Raw genomic sequence first — 18,773 nt, 5'->3', positions numbered from 1 at the left:
AACCCGTTGATGCAACAGGCTCCGACCTGCGCCGGAACTCCTGCGTGTTTCCCTAAAACGCGCGTTGAGTCACCTAGCGTTATCAGAGAGGACCGTGCGATGACCGATATCGACGTAAGTGTTGCGCTACCTCCGTCTTTCGAGTCCGCCGAGCACATTGCCACGGCAGAGGAGCTTGGCTACCGCCGGGCCTATCTGTACGACACTCCGTTTGAGGGTGATGACGTTTGGTTGGACTTGCACCGCGCCGCCGCGCTGACCACGACGATCGAACTAGGTCCCGCGGTGCTGATTCCGACGCTGCGCCACCCGTTGGTCAACGCCGCACAGACCGTGTCACTGCATCGACAGGCGCCTGGGCGCATCGTGACCGCCTTCGGCACCGGTTTCTCTAGCCGTGCGGCCATGGGCCAACCACCGATTCGATGGTCGTATATGGAGACGTATATCCGCGCGTACCAAGCCCTGCTGGCCGGAGAGATAGCTGACTGGGAGGGCACAGCCATCAAGCTGATGCTCACCGCGGCGCAAGCGGATGCGCTGCCGCTGCGAATCCCGTTGTTGCTGGCTGCGACCGGACCCAAGGGCGCCGGCGTCGCAAAGCGAGTCGGTGCCGATGGACTGATCTCTATGTTCGAGGTCGTGCCCGGACAGCGGAACTTTGCGCGTGCCATCGTAGCGACCATGGGCACCGTCATCGACGACGGGGAAGACCCAGCTGGTGAACGGGTCCGCTTGGCCGTCGGTGCTCCGTGGGCGGCGGCGTATCACTTCGTCTATACCGCCCAGGGCGCCGACGCTGTCCGCGAGATGCCCGGCGGGGCCGCCTGGCTTGATGTGATCGAGAAGGTTCCCGAATCGCTGCGCCACTTGCACATTCACCAGGGCCACATGGTGGAGATGAACAACGCCGACCTGGCGGCCTGGCGCGCCGGCGGCTACGTCTCCATTCCATCAGTCACCCTGTCCGGGTCCGCCGACACGGTAGGAAAGGCCGCGGCCGCAATGGCCCAAGCGGGTGCCACCGAAATCATGATTGAGCCCTCAGGCCCCGACATCGCACGCGAACTGAAAACGTTCATCTTTGCTGTCCGCGGTTAGCAGGCCCCAGAACGCGACCCGCCTGGCCGCTGCGGCGGGGTTTCGCCGATGCTGAGATTGTGCCCGGCGATGCGTCTAGGTTTGGTGCCGTGGAGCCACCGGCTCTGCCTCAGGACAATGCGAGGCTGATAGGCCGCCAGGCGGAATGCGACGCACTGGACCAGCTTCTCAGCGGGGTGCGCGCCGGTGAAAGCCGGGCATTGGTGATACACGGTGAACCTGGTGTCGGCAAAACCGCGCTATTGGAGTATGTCGGTGGGCGCGCCGCCGGTTGCCGTGTCATCCGTGCTAGCGGCGTCGAGTCGGAGATGGAGCTCGCCTATGCGGCGCTGCACCAGTTGTGCGCGCCGTTGCTGCACCGCCTGGACTACCTACCGCCGCCACAGCGTGACGCTCTCGGCACGGCGTTGGGTCTGAGCACAGGCCCAGTACCGGACCGCTTTCTGATCGGGTTGTCAGTTCTGAGCCTGTTCTCCGACGTCGCTCAAGCCCAGCCGCTCGTGTGCTTGGTCGATGACCTGCAATGGCTCGACCAGGCATCGGCGCAGGTCTTTGGATTTGTTGCCCGCAGGCTGGTCGCCGAGGCGGTGGGTTTCGTCGTGGCGACGCGTGCTCCCAATGCTGACATGAGGGTATTGCCGAGCCTAGCGGTCAAGGGCCTCAAGGAGGTTGAAGCTCGGGCACTTCTCGACATGGTGCTGACCGCACCGCTCGATGAGCGGGTGCGCGATCAGTTGATCGCCGAGACACGGGGCAATCCGCTGGCGTTGCTGGAATTGCCACGAGGTCTGACGGTACATGAACTGGCCGGCGGGTTTGGGTTACCTGGAGCGGCACGGCTTTCTATGGCGATGGAAGAAAGCTTCCGCCGCTGGGTCGAGGCCTTTCCCGATCGGAGCCGCGACCTGCTGCTGCTGGCGGCGGCCGAGCCGCTGGGCGATCCGACGCTGTTGTGGCGAGCGGCCGCGCGACTGGGTATCGATCCCGATGCCGCGACACCGGCGATCGAAGCAGGGTTGGCCGAGTTCGGAACGCGGGTGCGATTCCGCCATCCGCTGGCCCGCTCCGCCGCCTACCGGTCTGCCACACTTCACGCCAGACAGCAGGCCCACCGCGCGCTGGCGGAGGTTACCGACCCCGAATTGGATCCTGACCGACGCGCATGGCACCGCGCCCATGCCGCGCCCGGCCCTGACGACGATGTCGCTGCGGAGTTGGAGCGCTCGGCCGGCCGGGCGCGAGCGCGGGGCGGACTGGCGGCCGCAGCCGCATTCTACGAGCGAGCAACAATGTTGACGCTGGACCCAGCCCTGCGCATGGAGCGGGCGCTGGCCGCCGCATCAGCCAAAGTCGAAGCTGGCGCGTTCGACTCGGCGCTGGATCTGCTTTCCATGGCCGAGCGCGGACGCCTCAACGAATTCCAGCATGCTCGCGCCGACCTCGTCCGAGCCCAGCTCGCGTTCGCCACGAGCCGAGGCGGTGACGCCCCGCTGCTGCTGCTCAGGGCGGCGAGGCGGTTCGAGCCGATCCAGACTGATCGCGCCAGGGAGACCTACTTGGAGGCCATTTCGGCCGCGGCATTCGCGGGCCGCCTCGCCACCGCGGGCGGCGGCGTACTCGAAGTAGCCCGCGCCGCTTCCGCAGCCCCGCAGCCAGCGGGTCGCCCGCGTGCGCTCGACCTCCTCCTGCGCGGATTGGCGGCAAACTTCGTCGAGGCTTACCCGGCGGCGGTGGCAGACCTGCGCGGCGCACTGGCTGCCTTCGGCAGCGGTATGTCGATAGATGAACAGCTGCGTTGGATGTGGCTAATCAACTTGGCGGCGCTGCACCTGTGGGATGACGAGAACTGGGACAGACTCTCGGCGCGCTATCTGCAACTGGCTCGGGACGCCGGCGCCATGAACGAACTCCCGCTTGCACTGAGCACACGCGCCCTGATTCTGATGTTCGTCGGCGACCTGACCGCCGCAAGCGTGTTGGTCGACGAGCAACACACGGTGACGGAAGCCACCGGGGGCAACCTTGCACCCTACGCCGCCATGTACCTCGCATCGTTGCGCGGCGAGAAAGCCGCGACGTCAGCCCTCATCGAGCAGACCGCCCTAGAGGCGCCCCGTCGAGGCGAAGGCATCTCGATAGCCGTCGCCGAATGGACGAGAGCCGTGCTCCACAACGGCTCGGGCAACTACCCGGAGGCAATGGCCGCCGCCGAATGCGCTCTCTACCACCAGGAATATCCAGACGTCCGTTACCCTGGCGTCGCGAACTGGGCGGCGGCCGAATTCATCGAGGCGGCCGTACGCACCGGGATGAGAGAGAAGGCGATCGAAACAACCCGCTGGCTCACAGAGATGACTCGCGCCAGTCAGACCGACTGGGCACTCGGGGCGGAAACGCGCTCGCAGGCGCTGCTGGCCGAGGGGGAGACCGCTGAGCGGCTCTACCAGAAGTCGATCACACATCTCGAGCGCAGCCGCGTGCGCATCGATCTCGCCCGCGCTCATCTGATCTATGGAGAATGGCTGCGGCGGGAGCGCCGGCACAAGGACGCGCGGAAGCAACTGCGCATCGCGCACGGAATGCTCGACGTAATGGGAATGCGTGCATTCGCTGAACGGGCCAGGCGCGAACTTCAGGCCATCGGCGGAACCGTCCGCAAGCGCACAGCCGCCGCGAGCGGCGAACAGCTCACACCGCAGGAAGCCCAGGTCGCCGGATTGGCGCGAGACGGGTTGTCGAACCCCGAAATAGGTGCGCGGCTATTCATCAGCGCGCGAACCGTTCAGTATCATCTGGGCAAGGTGTTCGCCAAGCTCGCCATCAGCTCACGCAACCAGCTTCTCCAAGTTCTTCCGAATGACGATCCACCACCGCTTGTGTGACCATCGCGGGGATCCGCTGAATCGATCTCTGCATCACCCCCCGGCCAGTCCGACTGGCCACTCGGCGGATGCGACCACGCTCAATTCATCGGAAGCTATTGCTACTAAAGAATGACCGCTCGGGCACGGGCGGCGGCCAACAGCAAGAGCGCTGCGATGCGTAACAGTGTTAGCCGGGAGCAGTCAAAGAGCGAAAGTCCGAAGGGAACGCCATGCCCATCTACCAGTGCTACAGCCGAAAGGGACTGCTGACCAAATCGGCGAAAGCTGAAATCGCCGATGAGATCACCACCATCCACACCAACGCCACCGGAGCTCCGGAGTTGTACGTCAATGTTCTGTTCCACGACATTCCCGAAGGCGACTACTTCGTTGCCGGCCAACCGTCAAACCATTCTTTCCTTTCCGGCCTCATCCGCCAAGGGCGTGACCTCGAAACACGTCAGACGATGCTCCGAGACTTCTCGCGGATGTGGACACGTATCACAGGCCAGTCCGAAGCCGATTTTCTCGTTGCGTTGAGCGAAGCTGATCCAGCAAACGCCATGGAAGCCGGACTGGTCTTGCCCGAGCCCGGCCAAGAACAAGAATGGTTCGACGAAAACCGCGCGAGGCTAGCTGAGTTGGGAGTGCAGGCTTGACGCGCGTGGATGTTTGTCGGTCCGGTCAGCAACTCACTGAAGTCGAATCAGAAGCCTCCGAATATCTGCCCGAGTCGGTCGAGCGCCGTCGGATAGTCCGGCTCTGACGGTGTTCCGTAGCCGAGCACGAGACCTTCTGCGCGACAGAGATGTTGGGAATGCCAGAACGGCGCCAACCCGGTAAGGGCAATGCGTTGCTTGCGGGCGGCAGCCAGGACATCGGCCTCCGAGATTCCTCCAGGCAGTGTCACGACCGCATGCAGACCTGCGGCAACGCCATGCACCGGCATCGCAGGCGCATACCGCTCGAGGGTGGCGATCAACGCGTCCCGGCGGTGCTGGTAGCGTCGGCGCATCCGGCGAATGTGCCGGTCGAGCTGCCCCGACTCGATCAACTCCGCGAACGCTAATTGAGCCAGGATGTCGGTGCCGCGATCCGCGCGGCGCTTGGCTTCGATGACCGCGTCGAGCAGCTCGCCGGGAACCGCAAGCCAGCCCAGCCGGACTCCGGGGGCCAGGCTCTTACTCGCGCTGCCGGCATAGATGACCTGCTCGGGAGCGAGTCCCTGCAGCGAGCCGACAGGGTGGCGGTCATAGCGGAACTCCCCGTCGTAGTCGTCTTCGACCACGTAGGCGCCCCGCTGGGCGGCGATCCGGACGAACTCGGCACGCCGGTGCGCGGCCAGGGTCGCGCCTAGCGGGGCCTGATGAGCGGGGGTAAGCACCACCGCCGCAACAGGTTTCGCTGTGAACCCGTCTGGCTGCGCACCGCTGTCGTCGACATCGAGTGCGACGACCTCGATGCCGCTTGCGAGGACTGTCGCCCGGTGGTCGGGGAGGCAGGGATTTTCCAACGCGACGGCCCGGGCTCCTGCGGCGGCCAGCGCGTCGCACACGAGTCGCAGACCCTGCGTGAACCCACTGCATATCACCATGTGCTCGGCAGTCGTCAGTACTCCGCGCACGCGGCCCAGGTAGTCGGCCAGCACCGTGCGCAAACGCAGCGATCCGCGCGGATCGAGCGGACCGAGCTCCGCATGCGGCGTTACTTGGAAGGCTCGTCGCAGCGCACGCAGCCAGTCGGTGCGCGGAAACATGCTCAGGTCGGGGCGCCCCAGCCGGAAATCTGCGTCGATCTGCGTCGGAGCCGATTCCGAAGCCAGCTGCGGCTGGAGACCCGGACCCTGAGCCACCTCGGTAACAGCGCCGGGGCGGCTGCGCAGATATCCCTCGGCCGCCAGCTGTGCATAGGCCTCGACGACCGTGCCGCGCGCAAGACCGAGTTGAGCAGCAAGCGCGCGAGACGACGGCAACCGCTGGGCCGGCGCCAACCGTCCGTCCCGGATGGCCTGCCGCAATGCATGCTCCACTGCCATACGTCGACCACGGACCGGCGGAAGGTCGAGGTGCAGGTCGATCCCGCCCGAGTCACTGGTCCAAGAACTTGGCATCAAACTGGACCTTACAACCGAACCGGTGGTGGCCTTAGCGTCACATGCGTGACCAGCCGCCGTCTTGATCACACAGCGAGTTTGACCGCGCAACTCAATGCTGCCCAGCGCACAGCGGAATCGATGCAGCCACCGAGCCGCCGGCTTCTCGATGACCCGCATTCGCGGCATTTTGTTCGCCATCCGTTGCTGCGGGCGATACTGGCGCACCGGTTATCCGCTGGCGCGGCGGTCCGGATCTTGGACCGGTTGTGGGGTGGGCTGCACGCCCACATCGTGCTGCGGGTGCGTTACACCGACGACGTCTGCGATGCCGCCATGTGCGACGGCATCGACCAGATCGTGCTGCTCGGCGCCGGATTCGACACGACCAGCTTGCGCAAGGCCAGGAACACGGCCGCAATTTTCGAGGTCGATGCGCCGGCGACGCAAAGCGACAAGCGCCCGATCACCGAGCGACACCTGCCATCTGCGGAATGCAGTCAAACCATCTGGGTGCCATGCGATTTCGAAGAGGACCGCCTCCAGAAGCAGCTGATCACTTACGGTTTCGACTCCGCCCGACCAAGTGTTATCGTCTGGCTCGGTGTCAGTCCCTACCTGACCGCCGGGGCGATCGACCACGTACTGACCGACCTGGAAACACTATGCGCCCCTGGCAGCAGGCTCGTCGTCGACTACATCGATGCCGGCGTCGTCGACGCAACGACTCCGTGGAAGAGCGCACGCCGGGTGGCCCGAGCAGTCGCGCGGCGCGGAGAGCCGTACCGAAGCGGTTTCACTGAAGCCGGTCTGGAGGCGCTGCTGGCTTCCCATGGCTTTAGTCGTCGCGGACACGAGACGGTCTCCTCGCTTTTGCAGCGCTACGACCCGGCGCATCTGAGCAGGCTGGCCGGCGACGACTGGCTGGCGATCACGACTGCCGAAAAGAACTGATTGGCACGTTGGTTCACGAGATGAGGGACATGACAAGCAAACTCACGACTTCTGCCGCAGATCCTGCCGCCGCCTTCGTGCAGCAATTTCGGGAGGTGTGGGCGGCACCCACCGTCGAACGACTGGATGCCTTGACGCACCCGGATGTCTGCTACATCCAACCCCTGCACCCCGACGTGCACGGTCGTGAGCGGGCCAGCGCCTATTGGCGGCGCATCTTCGCCCTGGTGCCCGATTTACACATCGACGTCGTGAATTGGGCTGCGTCATCGGACGACGTCGTATACGTCGAATTCCGGATAGTCGGAACTCTCGGCGGCAAACCGGTTTCCTGGCCGGGGCTCGACCGATACGACCTCGACGCCACCGGACGAGTGCAACGACGAATTTTGTATTGCGATCCGCTCCCGATGGCGCGGGCGGTGCTGCGGCCCCGAGGATTCATCGCCTTGCTCCGTGCAGGCAGCCGAATGGCCTTCACAGCAACGAGAGCCGCCGTTCGTTCGACACGGCGCGGTGGCAGCCAATGACGCGACCAACGGATGCGCGCGCATTTGTGGAATCGGTGGAACGTGCCACCAACGAACGCCTCAGCGACGCGGTCTACGAGATTTTCGCTCCCAACGCACGCTCGGTGATGATCAGCGACGGTGCGCGCGAGGAATCTGTTGGCGTCGAAGCAATTCACGACTCATGGGCGAGGACATGCGCGGCGTTTCGAGCCCGCCGGTTCAGAGTCGAAAAGCACCTGGTCGCCGCGACCGACGACACCATTGTCAACGAGTGGCGCGGCGGGCCAGGTGGGCGTCGCGACGGTTGCGGCATCGAGATCTGGCGCTTCGACTGCGAAGGCAGAGTTATCGACCAGCGCCTTTACGGCTACCTCAAAGTCAGGTCCGCAGTACATCCGATACAGGCTTTGCAACTGTTGTTGGGTTCGCCCGGCATGGCCCTGGCGTTCGGGTGGGCCAGGCTGCGCCGGCGCTAATCTGTCAGCCGGACGAATTGCCTTGGGCGGTATAGGCTGCTCGGACGCGTCTGCAGCCGCTGGCGAAACAGGTTTTGCCGTTACGCATCCGGGGTACAGACACGCGAGCTTTTGAATGGCAGTGCGCGGCTAGATGAAAGTGAGGGTCTGATGAAATCCCAACCTAGAATCGCGATCGCACTCGTCGGCGGTGCGGCCATGCTCTCGTTCGCGGTCGGATGTGGCGGGGGCGAAAAAGGTGGGCCGACGACGACCACCACGACCACCACGACAACTACGACCAGCGTCGCCCCGGCGCCGGCCCCCGGTGAGCCCGGCGGGGGCGGCGGACCCGGCGGCGGCGGTGGCGGCGTCCCTGGTGGTCCCACCGGTGGGGGTGGACCCGGCGGCGGTGGCGGCGGTATCCCCGGCGGGCCTAGCGGCGGCGGCGGACCCGGCGGCGGCGGTGGCGGTATCCCGGGCGGGCCTAGCGGCGGCGGCGGACCCGGCGGCGGTTGGGGCCAAATCCCGGGTGGGCCTAGCGGCGGCGGCGGCCCCGGTGGGGGCGGCGGCTGTGTGCCCGGTGTGGGCTGCGGCGGGTGGCCGTGATCGCACGCCGACGCTAGGTAGCTTGCGTCGCCCCCCCCGGCCGGTGAGGTTTGGTCCCCTAAACGGGGCGCCCGGTCTAAGGTTCTCCGCAACTCGATCGCAAGGGGACCGCAATGGCCAAGCTGAGGTTCGGATACTTCATCGCACCGTTTCACCGCGCCGGCACCAACCCGACCCTGGCACTACAGCGCGACCTGGAGTTCGTCGAGCATCTTGACGCCCTCGGCTTTGACGAAGTGTGGCTCGGCGAGCATCACTCGGCCGGCAGCGAAATCATCAGCTCGCCGGAGATTTTCATCGCCGCCGCCGCGCAACGGGCGAAGCGGATCCGGTTCGGCACCGGGGTGATCTCGCTGGCCTATCACAACCCGCTGTGGGTTGCCGATCGGCTGATGCTGCTGGATCACCTCACGCACGGCCGGGTGATCGGCGGGATGGGGCCGGGCTCGCTGCCCACCGATTCGGCGATGATCGGCCTCAACCCGACCGACACCCGCGAGCTGTTGGAGACCAATCTCGACATCGTCGTCCGTCTGCTGGCGGGGGAGACGGTGACCGCGAAAACCGCCACCCACGAGTTGTTCGATGCCCGGTTGCAGCTGGCGCCGTACTCCGACGGCGGGATCCCACTGGCCGTCGCCGCGGTCGCCTCGCCGACCGGCGCACGGCTGGCCGGCAAGCACGGCATTGGCCTGCTGTCGATCGGCGCGACGCTGACGATCGAAGGCTTCGACGCGCTCGCCTATCACTGGGGCATCGTCGAAGAGCGCGCCGCGGCCTTCGGCACCCGCGTCGACCGCACCAACTGGAGCCTCGTCGGGCCGATGCATATCGCCGAGACCGACGAACAAGCCCGCGCCGACGTGAAATTCGGCATCGAGCCGTGGTTCCACTATTTCCAAAAAGTGGCGGCCTTCCCGCAGATGACGATGCCCGGGGATCGGCTCGACGAGATGATCGACATCATCAACGACAACGGAGCCGGAGTGATCGGCACCCCCGAGCGAGCCCGCGCGCAGGTGCAGCGACTGTGGGATCAGTCCGGCGGCTTCGGCTGCATGCTGCAGATGGGCCACGAGTGGGCGAACCCCGCGGCGACCAAGCGGTCCGCCGAGTTGTTCGCCGCCGAGGTGATGCCACACTTCCAGGGCCAGGCCCAACCGACACTTGACGCCGCTGCACGCGCCACCGAAGTACGAGACGACCTCGCGCAGACCCAACTTCAGGCCATCGACCACATGACCAAGAAGTACCAGGACGAAATCGGTTCGGACTAACCGACTTTCAGCTCCGCTAGCGCCGCGAGATTGCGTCCAGGGTTGTGGCTTTCGAGAATTTACGACCCTGGGTGCAATCTCGCGGGTTACCTAGTGCCTAGTCGTCTTTGCTGATCAGCCGCTGCAACGCCTCGTGATCGGAGGCGAGAAGCTCCTCGATGCGCGGACGGTTCACTTCGGCGACGATGATCTCACCGACTTCTTGATGGACGTCGCTGAAGATGCCGTGCGACTTCATCTTCTCGGTCTGATACAGGTTGTCCTCAGTGGGGCTGACATAGTGCACCCAGTCGGCTTTGAAGCGGTGCACCAGCCAGAGGTGAATCAAGGTCATCAGGCGCTTCTGCCGCAACTTCTCTTCGAAGGTGTTCTGGTCGCGGACGGTGAGGATGGTCGTTTCATGACGGTCTTGGAACTGGCCGAAGATCACGTTGGCGAGCTTGTCCTCGGCGTCGCCGCCATCGCGATAGATGATCAGCTCGAGCAACTCCGAGCCGGCGCGTTGCGGCCGTAGCTGCACGCGCAGCTTCTCACCGAGCTGGTAATGCTCGCTCCACATCGTCAGCCACTCCTCGAGCAGCTTGCGCGGCACCTCTGTCTGCACGAGGTGCTGGTGCTGCGTGGAACCCTTGCCCATCGCCTTGGTGGTGGCGGTGCGTCCGGAGGAAGCCAGCAGCGCGGCATCGCTGCGCGGCCCGCCGACCAGGGTTTGCGGCGTCCGATAAGGGGATTCGACCAGGCGCAGCTGCCGCTGGAGACGAGCGAGCGCCAACATGCCGTCCTGTTGCAAGGCGGTGGCGAACTCTTCGGCGGCCAGGCCGTCGATCTGGTGGCCGCCGTAAGTGATGAAGTTGAAGACGAAGCCCATTTTGCCGAGTTCCTCGGGGAAGGCCTGCATCTCCTCGTCAGTCATGCCGGTGGTGTCCCAGTTGAACGAGGGAGAGAGGTTGTAGGCCAACATCTGGTCGGGGAATTCGGCATGGATCGCCTCGGCGAACTGGCGGGCGTCGGCGAGATCTGCGGTCTTGGTCTCCATCCAGAGCAGATCGGCGAACGGTGCCGCCGCCAGTGACTTGGCGATCGCGTAGGGAATGCCGCCGCGGACCTGGTAGTAGCCTTCGGGCGTCTTGGCCAGCTCGCAGTCCCATTTGGCGTCGGCGCCCAACTCCTTGGCCTTGGCCCGGGCGGTGTACAGCGACGCACGCTCGGCGAACTCGCGCCACTCCGCGGCGCTCATGTCGCGCGGTTCGTCCTCACTCTCGCCGAATTCGAGCACCTCGGCCACCGCCTCGCCGTAGGTCATCAGTCCGGCGGCGTCTTCCCAGGCATCGACGAACCGCGCCTCGACCTTGTCGTAGAGCGCGTCGATCGATTGGTCGCCGTCGTCCCGCCAGGACGCGGCCGCCTCGCCGATCAGGTCGAAGATGCCGTAGCGCTCCAGCCAGGCATCGGCGACGGCATACTCGCCGTCGGGCAGCGAGTAGAGCAAATGACCGTTGATCGCCGTGACGCCCAACTCGTAGAACCGCCGCATCATCGCCAGGAAGCACGATTTGTACGACGGAATCTTCAAGTTCGTGGCACCGAGTAGGAACGGCTGGTCGCGCTCGTCAGCCCGGCTGTCGATCAGGTTGCCGGCTTCGGCATCTGTGCGAGCCACGATGATCCCCGGCACGCCCATCACGTCAAGCTGGAAGCGTGCGCTGTTGAGCCGCTTGATCTGTTCGTCAGAAGGAACCAAAACCTTGCCGCCCTGATGGCCGCACTTCTTGGTGCCGGGACGTTGGTCTTCGATGTGGTATCCGGGCACCCCGGCCTCGACGAAGCGGCGAATTAGGTTGCGCACGTGTGGATCTCCGCCGTGGCCGGTGTCGGCGTCGGCGATGATGAATGGCCGGAAGTCGACGGCCCGCGAGGACGCACGTTCTTCCTCGCTCATCCGTTGACGCAGGTACTGCTGATTGCGGTCGGCGGTCAGCAGGGCGCGCACCAGCCCGGCGGCCTCTTCGGGAACCTGGCTCAGGGGATAACTGGCCAGATCCGGCCCGGGGTCTTCGGCCGTGGACCCCTTCGCCGATGTCGCCCACCCACCGAGGTAGATCCCCTCGATGCCCATCCGCTTCATGGTCACCGCTTGCCCCGGCGAGTAGGGGCCGAAGGTGGTGATGCTCTTGTGTTCGGCGAATAACTCGCGCAGGCGCTGGTAAAACGCCGTGGCCGCCTCTCGTGCCACGATGTAGTCGGCGGGGATCGTGCCGCGCTGCTCGACGACCTGACGGGCCGTGTAGAGCCGAATGATTCCCTCGAACCGCGGACTGTCGAAGTATCGCTGCGTAGCGGCGATGTCCTGCTCGAACGGTGAGCGGGTCTCGGTGTCCGTCTCGATTGTGGTGGCCATGGTTTTTACGCTCCTGTCCAGCGCGATTCCCCCCGACGATTGAAGTCTATCCCGGGTGGATTGTGGTGCGATTGTTTCGGTGAGACCCGTCTGTGTGCCTGGGTCATGGCGGTCGCGACGGGATCGGCTCCACTGCTTCTTGGGGCCCAAACCGCTTGGCAGACAAGTGGATACCCCTCGTAATGCCGCTCGAGCGATCTCGGGTGCGCAGCGCCCCACTGGTCCGCGTGAGATGGTCCGATGTCGTTCATTCCTGCTCGCAATACCCCGCCGTCAGTGCAGCAAAACGACGAAATTCTGGGTTGCTGATCGTGGTTCGGGTGCCGCGGCGGCCACCGCCTTCGGTAGGTTCACAGCGTGCCCGACCTCACCAACCGCCAGATCCTGCTGCGTCGCCGCCCGAGCGGGCTGGTACAGCCCAGCGACACAGAATTGGTCACCACGCCGGCGCCCGAACCCGCCGACGGTGAGGCGCTGGTCCGCAACACCTACGTCGGAATCGACGCGGCGGTGCGGACCTGGCTCAACGACCAGCCGGGCTACCTGCCGCCGGTGCAGCTCGGGGAGGTGATCCGGGCAGCCGGGATCGGCGAGGTGGTGGCGTCACGCTGCGACGCATACGCGGTCGGCGATGTGGTCACCACGCTGTCGGGCTTCCAGGAATACGTCATCATCCGAGACGACGTGTTCACCACACCTGTTCCCGGCCCGGCGGTCGACCAGTTGGCGGTGATGTCGGTCTACGGCCCCACCGGCGCCACCGCCTACTTCGGGATGACCGACATCGGCCGGCCCCAGCCGGGAGAGACAGTGGTGGTCTCGGCCGCGGCGGGCGCCACCGGCTCGGTGGCCGGCCAGATCGCCAAAATCGCCGGTGCTCGCGTGGTGGGCATCGCGGGCGGCCCGGTGAAGTGCCGCGCGGTAGTCGAGGATTTCGGATTCGACGCGTGTATCGACTATAAGGACGGCGAGTTGCCGGCCGCACTCAAAAAGCACTGTCCCCAGGGCGTGAACGTCTACTTCGACAACGTCGGCGGTTGGATCCTCGATGCCGTGCTGGGCCGGCTGGCCCACAAGGCGCGGGTCGTGTTGTGCGGCGTCATCTCCAGCTACCTGACGGGCGAGCATCCTGGTCCAGCCAACTACGTGAACCTGCTGGCGAAAACTGCCCGCATGCAAGGATTCAACGCTCTCGACATGTGGGGCCGCTTCGACGACGCGTTCGCTGACCTTCGCCGCTGGGAGCAGGAGGGACGGCTCGCGCACCGCGAGACGGTGTGCCACGGCATCGAGTCGTGCGTCGACGCGCTCAACGGTCTGTTCACCGGGGCCAACATCGGCAAGATGCTGGTGAAGATCAGCGAGCCGACTGCGCCCTAGCTGTCGCTCTCGCCGGAAATCCACACGTGGAGGCGGGGATTGACAGTGTTGCGGCGCGGACCGTCTCGTACGAACGAAATCGGCGACTCGAGTCCGGCGAGTTTGACGCTGATCGCCTCTGGATTTGACGAGATCGCCATTATCGTCCCGATGTCGTACCTGTGTTCATCGTCCCACCTGATCGCCGCGGGACGCCCGAGATGATGCACCGACAAGTCCTCGGGCGCGACCTCCACGGGCCGCGACGAGGAGGCCAGCGGTTCGGCGTTCAGTTGTTCGGCGGGCGGCGAATGTTCGGCAGCCTCTGACCATGCGCGGTCGTCGCCAAAGTACTCGACATCGTCGCTGCTTCGCTCAATTCGATTCAGGGCGGACTTCGCCCGCTGCGGGCCGTCGGAATCTTCGACCCAGAGTTTCCAACCGGGCGGGGGAGATGGCCAGGAAGGGTCCGGCGACCAGTCGGGTGCCGGTACCCAACCCTCAGGCGGCTTGGGCCAGTTCGGCGGAGGGTTGTAGCGCATAAACAGTCACCGCCCCACAGTTGCTTCGTCTTCGACCAACCATATCCGGCGCGCCCGAGGAGGACGCTCATGGCTGGTCATACACTGACCCCTCGTGGGCATTCTGTATGGGTTTGCGCCGTGGATCGTCTTTTGGGTGCTTGTCGGCAACGTGCCGTTCGGTACGTCCGTACTAGTTGGATTGGCCGTCGCGCTCGTCGCTGCCCTGGTCGGGTGGGGACGACGGATGCCGGTGCGCACGTTCGAAATCGGAACTGTCGTCATCTTTCTGGTGTTAGCGGTGGTGACGTTCACCTGCGGTCAGCCGTTCCTGGAGCGATGGATTCAGCCGCTGAGCTGCGCCGGGATCTTCCTGGTGGCGCTTGTTGGTGTGCTCGTCGGCAAGCCCTTCGTGCGTGAGCTGGCCGAAATCGACCAGCCCGCCGATGCGGTCAAGAGCGAGCCGTTCGGTCGCCTCACCAGGCTGCTGACGTGGATTTGGATCGCGGTTTTCGCCGCCATGACCGTGTCGGCGTTGATTCCGCCGATTGTTGACCGCGACGCCACGCTTTTCGACGCGAAGACCCCTGCGACGTTCCTCTGCTACTGGGTGATCCCCTTCGCGCTGTTGGCCCTGGGGGCGCTGACGGCGAGAATCCTGTCCGACCGATTGGGTACCGAGGTCGACAACGCGCCTCGTAAAACCACCTTCGTCGCCTACGACGAAGCCACCATCGATGAGCTGTACTACCTGGCCCAACAGCACGCCAACCGCGAAGTCGGTTCCGGTAAGGAGGCCTACGACGTCAAGGTCGGCGGCCTGGGCACCCCCCTGGTGGGAGACGACTCTCGCAAGTCGTGGCCTGCCACATACAAGGTTCGCGAGGGGCGCCATTAGACAGAAGCGCGCCAAAGTGGCGGATGTGTCGACCGATCCGACTGTTTTCCCGACTTGTCCTCGGGCAACGAACCCGTTGCGGACCAACCCGGTTAGAGTCATCCCTCATGACGGTCTCGTCAAACCTCTGGGGTGACGAATGGGATAGTCCGCCGCAACGCCACGTCGCGCGGCACCGAATGCTCAGCCGGCGACAAGCGCGACGAATGAGCCGCAGCTTCGCCGGTGTCGGAGTTGGGATCCCGGCGACGCGTCTGCTGGAAATCGCGGCGGGTGCGCCGTTGGCCTCTGACGAGTACGTCGATGTGAATTTCGCGCTGGCCGCAACGGAGATCGAGCGCCAGCAGCGCCACGCCAAGGTCGCCCGCGGCCGGCGCAGCGCTGTTCAGTGGCTCATCGTCGCGGGCCTGGTGCTCGCCTCGATGAACCTGCTCATGTGCATGGCATACGTCTTCATCAGTCTGGTCCTCCATGAGTCGGCGTTGTGAAGCGCCGACCGGTCCTCACAGCTAGCGGGGTTGACGGCTCGGGCTCCTAGGCTGGGGGCGTGGGGCTGCTACAGATCGAGGACTGCCTGGACGCCCAGGGCGGCATTGTGTTGCCGCCGGACATCACGCTGATCTCACTGATCGACCGCAATATCGCCAATGTTGGCGACTCGGTGGCATATCGCTACCTGGACTATGCCGGCGCCGCCGATGGGCATGCCGTCGAACTGACCTGGTCTCAATTCGGCGTCCGACTGCAAGCCATCAGTGCGCGCCTGCAACACGTGGCCGCGTGCGGTGATCGGGTGGCGATCCTGGCACCGCAGGGCATCGACTATGTCGCCGGGTTCTTCGCCGCGGTCAAAGCGGGCAGCATTGCGGTGCCGTTGTTCGCGCCGGAATTGCCCGGCCATGCCGAACGGCTCGAGACAGCGTTGCGTGATTCACAACCCGCTGTGGTCCTCACGACGGCGGCGGTGATCGAACCCGTCCAGACGTTTCTGCACAAGCTCTCGCATCTTCGACGGCCCGAAGTTGTCGTCATCGACGAGATCCCCGACTCCGCGGGGCAGACGTTCGTGGATGTCGAACTGGGCCTCGACGACATCTCGCATCTGCAGTACACGTCCGGTTCGACGCGGCCCCCGGTCGGCGTGGAAATCACCCACCGCGCAGTCGGCACCAACCTGCTGCAGATGATCCTGTCGATCGACCTGCTTGATCGAAACACCCACGGCGTCAGCTGGTTACCGCTCTACCACGACATGGGTCTGTCGATGATCGGCTTCCCGGCGGTGTATGGCGGGCACTCCACCTTGATGTCACCCGCTGCTTTCGTCCGGCGGCCGCAACGGTGGATTCACGCGTTGGCCGCTGAGTCACGGCACGGGCGGGTGGTCACCGCCGCGCCGAACTTTGCCTACGAGTGGACCGCGCAGCGCGGTCTGCCGGCGCCGGGTGAACACGTCGATTTGAGCAACGTCGTGATGATCATCGGGTCGGAGCCGGTCAGTATCAATGCGATAACCACATTTCGCGACGCGTTCGCGCCCTACGGGTTGCCACCTACGGCGATCAAGCCCTCCTACGGCATGGCAGAGGCAACCTTGTTCGTCTCGACTATCGACCCCACTGCCCAGGCGGCAGTTGCCTACTTCGACCGCGAGCAACTGGGCGCCGGCCATGCGGCGCGTGTGCTGGCGGACGCCCCGAACGCCGTCGCACACGTGTCGTGCGGTCGGGTCGCTCGCAGCCAGTGGGCCGTGATCGTTGACCGCGACACCGACGAAGAGCTTCCTGACGGTCAGGTCGGCGAAATCTGGTTGCAGGGCGACAACATTGGTCGCGGCTACTGGGGGCGGCCGAACGACACTCGGCAGGCGTTTGGCGCCAAACTGCAGTTGCGGCTCAAAAACAATAGCCACGCCGACGGCTCGCCCATCGAAGGCACCTGGCTGCGGACCGGCGACCTGGGCATGTATCTCGACGGGCAGCTCTATGTCACCGGCAGAATTGTGGACCTGGTGACCATTGACGGCCGCAACCACTACCCGCAAGACATCGAGGCCACCACCGCGGAGTCGTCGCCGATGGTGCGGCGTGGCTATGTCGCAGCATTTACCGCGCCGGCCAACGAATTGCCGGGGTCCGATACCGGCGACACCAACCCACGCCTGGTGATCATCGCCGAACGCGCAACCGGAACCAGCCGCGCTGATCCGCAGCCGGCTGTCGAGGCGATCAGGGCGGCGGTATCAGACCATCATGGGCTGTCCGCCGCCGATGTGCGCTTACTTCCAGCGGGTGCCATCCCGCGCACGACCAGCGGCAAGCTGGCTCGACGAGCCTGCCGGGCTGAATACCTCAGCGGCGCATGGGGTGTGCACTAGAGCCTTTGCCCGTACCGTCGGACAGGTGCGGTGGATCGTCGACGCCATGAACGTGATCGGGAGTCGCCCGGACGGCTGGTGGAAGGACCGTCCCCGGGCGATGACCCGGCTCGTGGAGTTGCTCGAGCACTGGGCATCGACGGAAGGCCACCAGGTGACCGTGGTCTTCGAGCGGCCGACCACACCGCCGATTCGCTCATCGGTGATCGAGGTAACCCACGCACCCAAAGCAGCCGCGAATTCCGGTGACGACGAGATCGTCCGACTGGTCCGAGCCAATGGTCAACCGCACGAAATCAATGTCGTGACATCAGACATCGCGCTGGCCGATCGCGTCCATAGCTCAGGGGCATCTGTCTTCCCGGCCGCGAGTTTCCGCAGACTCATTGACCCACCCGAATCGGGGCCGTGATGCGAAATGGTTGGACGGACAGGCTGTGGGCCGAGGCGGCCGGTACCTATGCGGCGATCCTGGAGCACCCGTTCCTGACCGGCCTTACCGACGGCCGCCTTGACCCGGACATCTTTGCCCACTACGTCGCCCAGGACGCGCACTACCTGCACGACTTCGCCCGCACGCTGACCATCGTTGGCAGCAAGGCGCCCACATACGATCGTGTCGGCATGTTCGCGCGGCACGCCGCGGGCATCGTCGAGGTCGAGCTCGCCCTGCACGAATCGCTGTTGCCCGAGCTGGGCGTCCGGAACCTCGACGCCATGCCGGTCGCACCGACGACCCGCGCCTACACCAGCTATCTATTGGCCACCGCCTACGGCGGCACCTTCGCCGAGGGGTTCGCCGCAGTGCTGCCGTGCTACTGGATCTATGCCGAGGTAGGGGGCGAGTTGGTCAAGCGCGGCTCACCGGATCCGCGCTATCAGCGCTGGATCGACACTTATGCCGACGACGAGTATCGGACCACCGTCGCCGAAGTGCTCGCGCTGGCCGACGACGTCGGCCAGGCCCTGTGCGCTACCGAAGAAGCCTGCGCCCGGGCACATTTCGCCACGACCGCCCGCTACGAGTGGATGTTCTGGGACGCCGCCTGGCGGCGCGAGGTGTGGCCTGTCTGATGCCGCCGGTACGTCTCAAGACGATCACAGCTATATACCGATGCGAACGTTGATCTGGCGCAGCGGCAGCAGCGGCACAAATCATGGCACACGGTGCAAGAGCGACGTGCGCGCGTAGCTTGCGCCAAGCAGTAACGGTTCAACAGGAGGCAAGCACGGCATGATGACGAACTGGGCTCACCCCCAAATGTCTTCTGATCTGCAGAGCGGCCGGATCCTCGACACGGCACAGGGCATTCTGATCGGTCTTCGCCGGTGCACGTCGGAGACGGCTCTGCACGA

17 protein-coding genes and 1 pseudogene are annotated in these 18,773 nt (G+C 65.1%); 15 read left to right on the top strand and 3 right to left on the bottom strand.

Annotation, left to right across the window (positions count from 1 at the left end):
• Nucleotides 1-99: 99 nt before the first annotated feature.
• The 3 genes from A5707_RS02780 to A5707_RS02770 all read left to right on the top strand — a co-directional run bounded on the left by A5707_RS02780 (nucleotide 100) and on the right by A5707_RS02770 (nucleotide 4,624).
• Nucleotides 100-1,101: an LLM class flavin-dependent oxidoreductase gene (locus A5707_RS02780; protein ID WP_065013002.1), complete on the top strand. Its 1,002-nt coding sequence runs from the start codon at nucleotides 100-102 to the stop codon at nucleotides 1,099-1,101.
• 89 nt (nucleotides 1,102-1,190) lie between these two features.
• Entirely contained in the window at nucleotides 1,191-3,983 is a 2,793-nt protein-coding gene (locus A5707_RS02775; RefSeq protein WP_082969210.1) for an ATP-binding protein, read from the top strand.
• A gap of 212 nt (nucleotides 3,984-4,195) precedes the next feature.
• Nucleotides 4,196-4,624 (top strand): tautomerase family protein, encoded by a 429-nt coding sequence (locus A5707_RS02770; RefSeq protein ID WP_065013001.1) that lies wholly within the window; start codon nucleotides 4,196-4,198, stop codon nucleotides 4,622-4,624.
• A 47-nt stretch (nucleotides 4,625-4,671) separates the two neighbouring features.
• On the opposite strand, the gene A5707_RS02765 is transcribed toward A5707_RS02770, so the two are convergent.
• Nucleotides 4,672-6,075, bottom strand: coding sequence for a PLP-dependent aminotransferase family protein (locus A5707_RS02765; protein ID WP_065013000.1), 1,404 nt, complete (start codon nucleotides 6,073-6,075; stop codon nucleotides 4,672-4,674).
• Nucleotides 6,076-6,123: 48 nt separating this feature from the next.
• Here A5707_RS02765 and A5707_RS02760 point away from each other — a divergent pair, with 48 nt between their 5' ends.
• From A5707_RS02760 to A5707_RS02745, 5 genes are all read left to right on the top strand, one after another.
• Nucleotides 6,124-7,011: a class I SAM-dependent methyltransferase gene (locus tag A5707_RS02760; protein WP_065012999.1), complete on the top strand. Its 888-nt coding sequence runs from the start codon at nucleotides 6,124-6,126 to the stop codon at nucleotides 7,009-7,011.
• Nucleotides 7,012-7,040: 29 nt separating this feature from the next.
• Nucleotides 7,041-7,541, top strand: coding sequence for a nuclear transport factor 2 family protein (locus tag A5707_RS02755; protein ID WP_065012998.1), 501 nt, complete (start codon nucleotides 7,041-7,043; stop codon nucleotides 7,539-7,541).
• A complete protein-coding gene (locus tag A5707_RS02750) occupies nucleotides 7,538-7,999 on the top strand; it encodes a nuclear transport factor 2 family protein (protein ID WP_065012997.1) in 462 nt (153 codons plus the stop codon). Before A5707_RS02755 ends, A5707_RS02750 begins: the two co-directional genes overlap by 4 nt.
• Nucleotides 8,000-8,149: 150 nt before the next feature.
• Nucleotides 8,150-8,587, top strand: a complete 438-nt coding sequence (locus tag A5707_RS23670; RefSeq protein ID WP_156657499.1) for a hypothetical protein — start codon at nucleotides 8,150-8,152, stop codon at nucleotides 8,585-8,587.
• A 113-nt stretch (nucleotides 8,588-8,700) separates the two neighbouring features.
• A complete protein-coding gene (locus tag A5707_RS02745; protein WP_065012996.1) occupies nucleotides 8,701-9,864 on the top strand; it encodes an LLM class flavin-dependent oxidoreductase in 1,164 nt (387 codons plus the stop codon).
• Between the two features lie 97 nt (nucleotides 9,865-9,961).
• Here the strand turns inward: A5707_RS02745 and aceA are convergent, their stop codons facing one another.
• Complete coding sequence (gene aceA / locus A5707_RS24820) at nucleotides 9,962-12,262, bottom strand: isocitrate lyase ICL2 (protein WP_065012995.1); 2,301 nt, start codon at nucleotides 12,260-12,262, stop codon at nucleotides 9,962-9,964.
• Between the two features lie 357 nt (nucleotides 12,263-12,619).
• Between aceA and A5707_RS02735 the strand changes: the two genes are divergently transcribed.
• A complete protein-coding gene (locus A5707_RS02735) occupies nucleotides 12,620-13,642 on the top strand; it encodes an NADP-dependent oxidoreductase (RefSeq protein ID WP_065012994.1) in 1,023 nt (340 codons plus the stop codon).
• Here the strand turns inward: A5707_RS02735 and A5707_RS24315 are convergent.
• Nucleotides 13,639-14,163, bottom strand: coding sequence for a hypothetical protein (locus A5707_RS24315; protein WP_065012993.1), 525 nt, complete (start codon nucleotides 14,161-14,163; stop codon nucleotides 13,639-13,641). The two genes, A5707_RS02735 and A5707_RS24315, sit on opposite strands and share 4 nt — an antisense overlap.
• A gap of 94 nt (nucleotides 14,164-14,257) precedes the next feature.
• On the opposite strand from A5707_RS24315, the gene A5707_RS02725 reads away from it, so the two are divergent.
• The 6 genes and pseudogenes from A5707_RS02725 to A5707_RS24310 form a co-directional block, all read left to right on the top strand.
• Nucleotides 14,258-15,040 carry a hypothetical protein gene (locus tag A5707_RS02725; RefSeq protein WP_065012992.1) on the top strand — a complete coding sequence of 261 codons (783 nt, stop codon included), beginning with the start codon at nucleotides 14,258-14,260 and terminating at the stop codon, nucleotides 15,038-15,040.
• 107 nt (nucleotides 15,041-15,147) lie between these two features.
• The gene (locus A5707_RS02720) at nucleotides 15,148-15,528 is read left to right on the top strand and encodes a hypothetical protein (protein WP_065012991.1); all 381 of its coding nucleotides are present in this window, start codon (nucleotides 15,148-15,150) and stop codon (nucleotides 15,526-15,528) included.
• 59 nt (nucleotides 15,529-15,587) lie between these two features.
• Nucleotides 15,588-17,417: a fatty acyl-AMP ligase gene (locus A5707_RS02715; RefSeq protein WP_065012990.1), complete on the top strand. Its 1,830-nt coding sequence runs from the start codon at nucleotides 15,588-15,590 to the stop codon at nucleotides 17,415-17,417.
• A gap of 25 nt (nucleotides 17,418-17,442) precedes the next feature.
• Nucleotides 17,443-17,829, top strand: a complete 387-nt coding sequence (locus tag A5707_RS02710; protein WP_065012989.1) for an NYN domain-containing protein — start codon at nucleotides 17,443-17,445, stop codon at nucleotides 17,827-17,829.
• The gene (gene tenA, locus A5707_RS02705) at nucleotides 17,829-18,491 is read left to right on the top strand and encodes a thiaminase II (RefSeq protein ID WP_065012988.1); all 663 of its coding nucleotides are present in this window, start codon (nucleotides 17,829-17,831) and stop codon (nucleotides 18,489-18,491) included. Before A5707_RS02710 ends, tenA begins: the two co-directional genes overlap by 1 nt.
• A gap of 160 nt (nucleotides 18,492-18,651) precedes the next feature.
• Nucleotides 18,652-18,773 (top strand): annotated as a pseudogene (locus A5707_RS24310) (antitermination regulator); the annotation flags it as partial.

This window comes from Mycobacterium kyorinense (assembly GCF_001672775.1).
In the GTDB taxonomy this organism is placed as follows: domain Bacteria; phylum Actinomycetota; class Actinomycetes; order Mycobacteriales; family Mycobacteriaceae; genus Mycobacterium; species Mycobacterium kyorinense_A.
This window is presented reverse-complemented; position numbering and strand designations above follow the sequence as displayed.

Bases quoted from the DNA above. Each gene is read 5' to 3' on its own strand.
- A5707_RS02780 (WP_065013002.1), top strand. From the start codon at position 100: ATGACCGATATCGACGTAAGTGTTGCGCTACCTCCGTCTTTCGAGTCC.
- A5707_RS02770 (WP_065013001.1), top strand. From the start codon at position 4,196: ATGCCCATCTACCAGTGCTACAGCCGAAAGGGACTGCTGACCAAATCG.
- A5707_RS02765 (WP_065013000.1), bottom strand. From the start codon at position 6,075: ATGCCAAGTTCTTGGACCAGTGACTCGGGCGGGATCGACCTGCACCTC.
- A5707_RS02755 (WP_065012998.1), top strand. From the start codon at position 7,041: ATGACAAGCAAACTCACGACTTCTGCCGCAGATCCTGCCGCCGCCTTC.
- A5707_RS02750 (WP_065012997.1), top strand. From the start codon at position 7,538: ATGACGCGACCAACGGATGCGCGCGCATTTGTGGAATCGGTGGAACGT.
- A5707_RS23670 (WP_156657499.1), top strand. From the start codon at position 8,150: ATGAAATCCCAACCTAGAATCGCGATCGCACTCGTCGGCGGTGCGGCC.
- A5707_RS02745 (WP_065012996.1), top strand. From the start codon at position 8,701: ATGGCCAAGCTGAGGTTCGGATACTTCATCGCACCGTTTCACCGCGCC.
- aceA (WP_065012995.1), bottom strand. From the start codon at position 12,262: ATGGCCACCACAATCGAGACGGACACCGAGACCCGCTCACCGTTCGAG.
- A5707_RS24315 (WP_065012993.1), bottom strand. From the start codon at position 14,163: ATGCGCTACAACCCTCCGCCGAACTGGCCCAAGCCGCCTGAGGGTTGG.
- A5707_RS02720 (WP_065012991.1), top strand. From the start codon at position 15,148: ATGACGGTCTCGTCAAACCTCTGGGGTGACGAATGGGATAGTCCGCCG.
- tenA (WP_065012988.1), top strand. From the start codon at position 17,829: ATGCGAAATGGTTGGACGGACAGGCTGTGGGCCGAGGCGGCCGGTACC.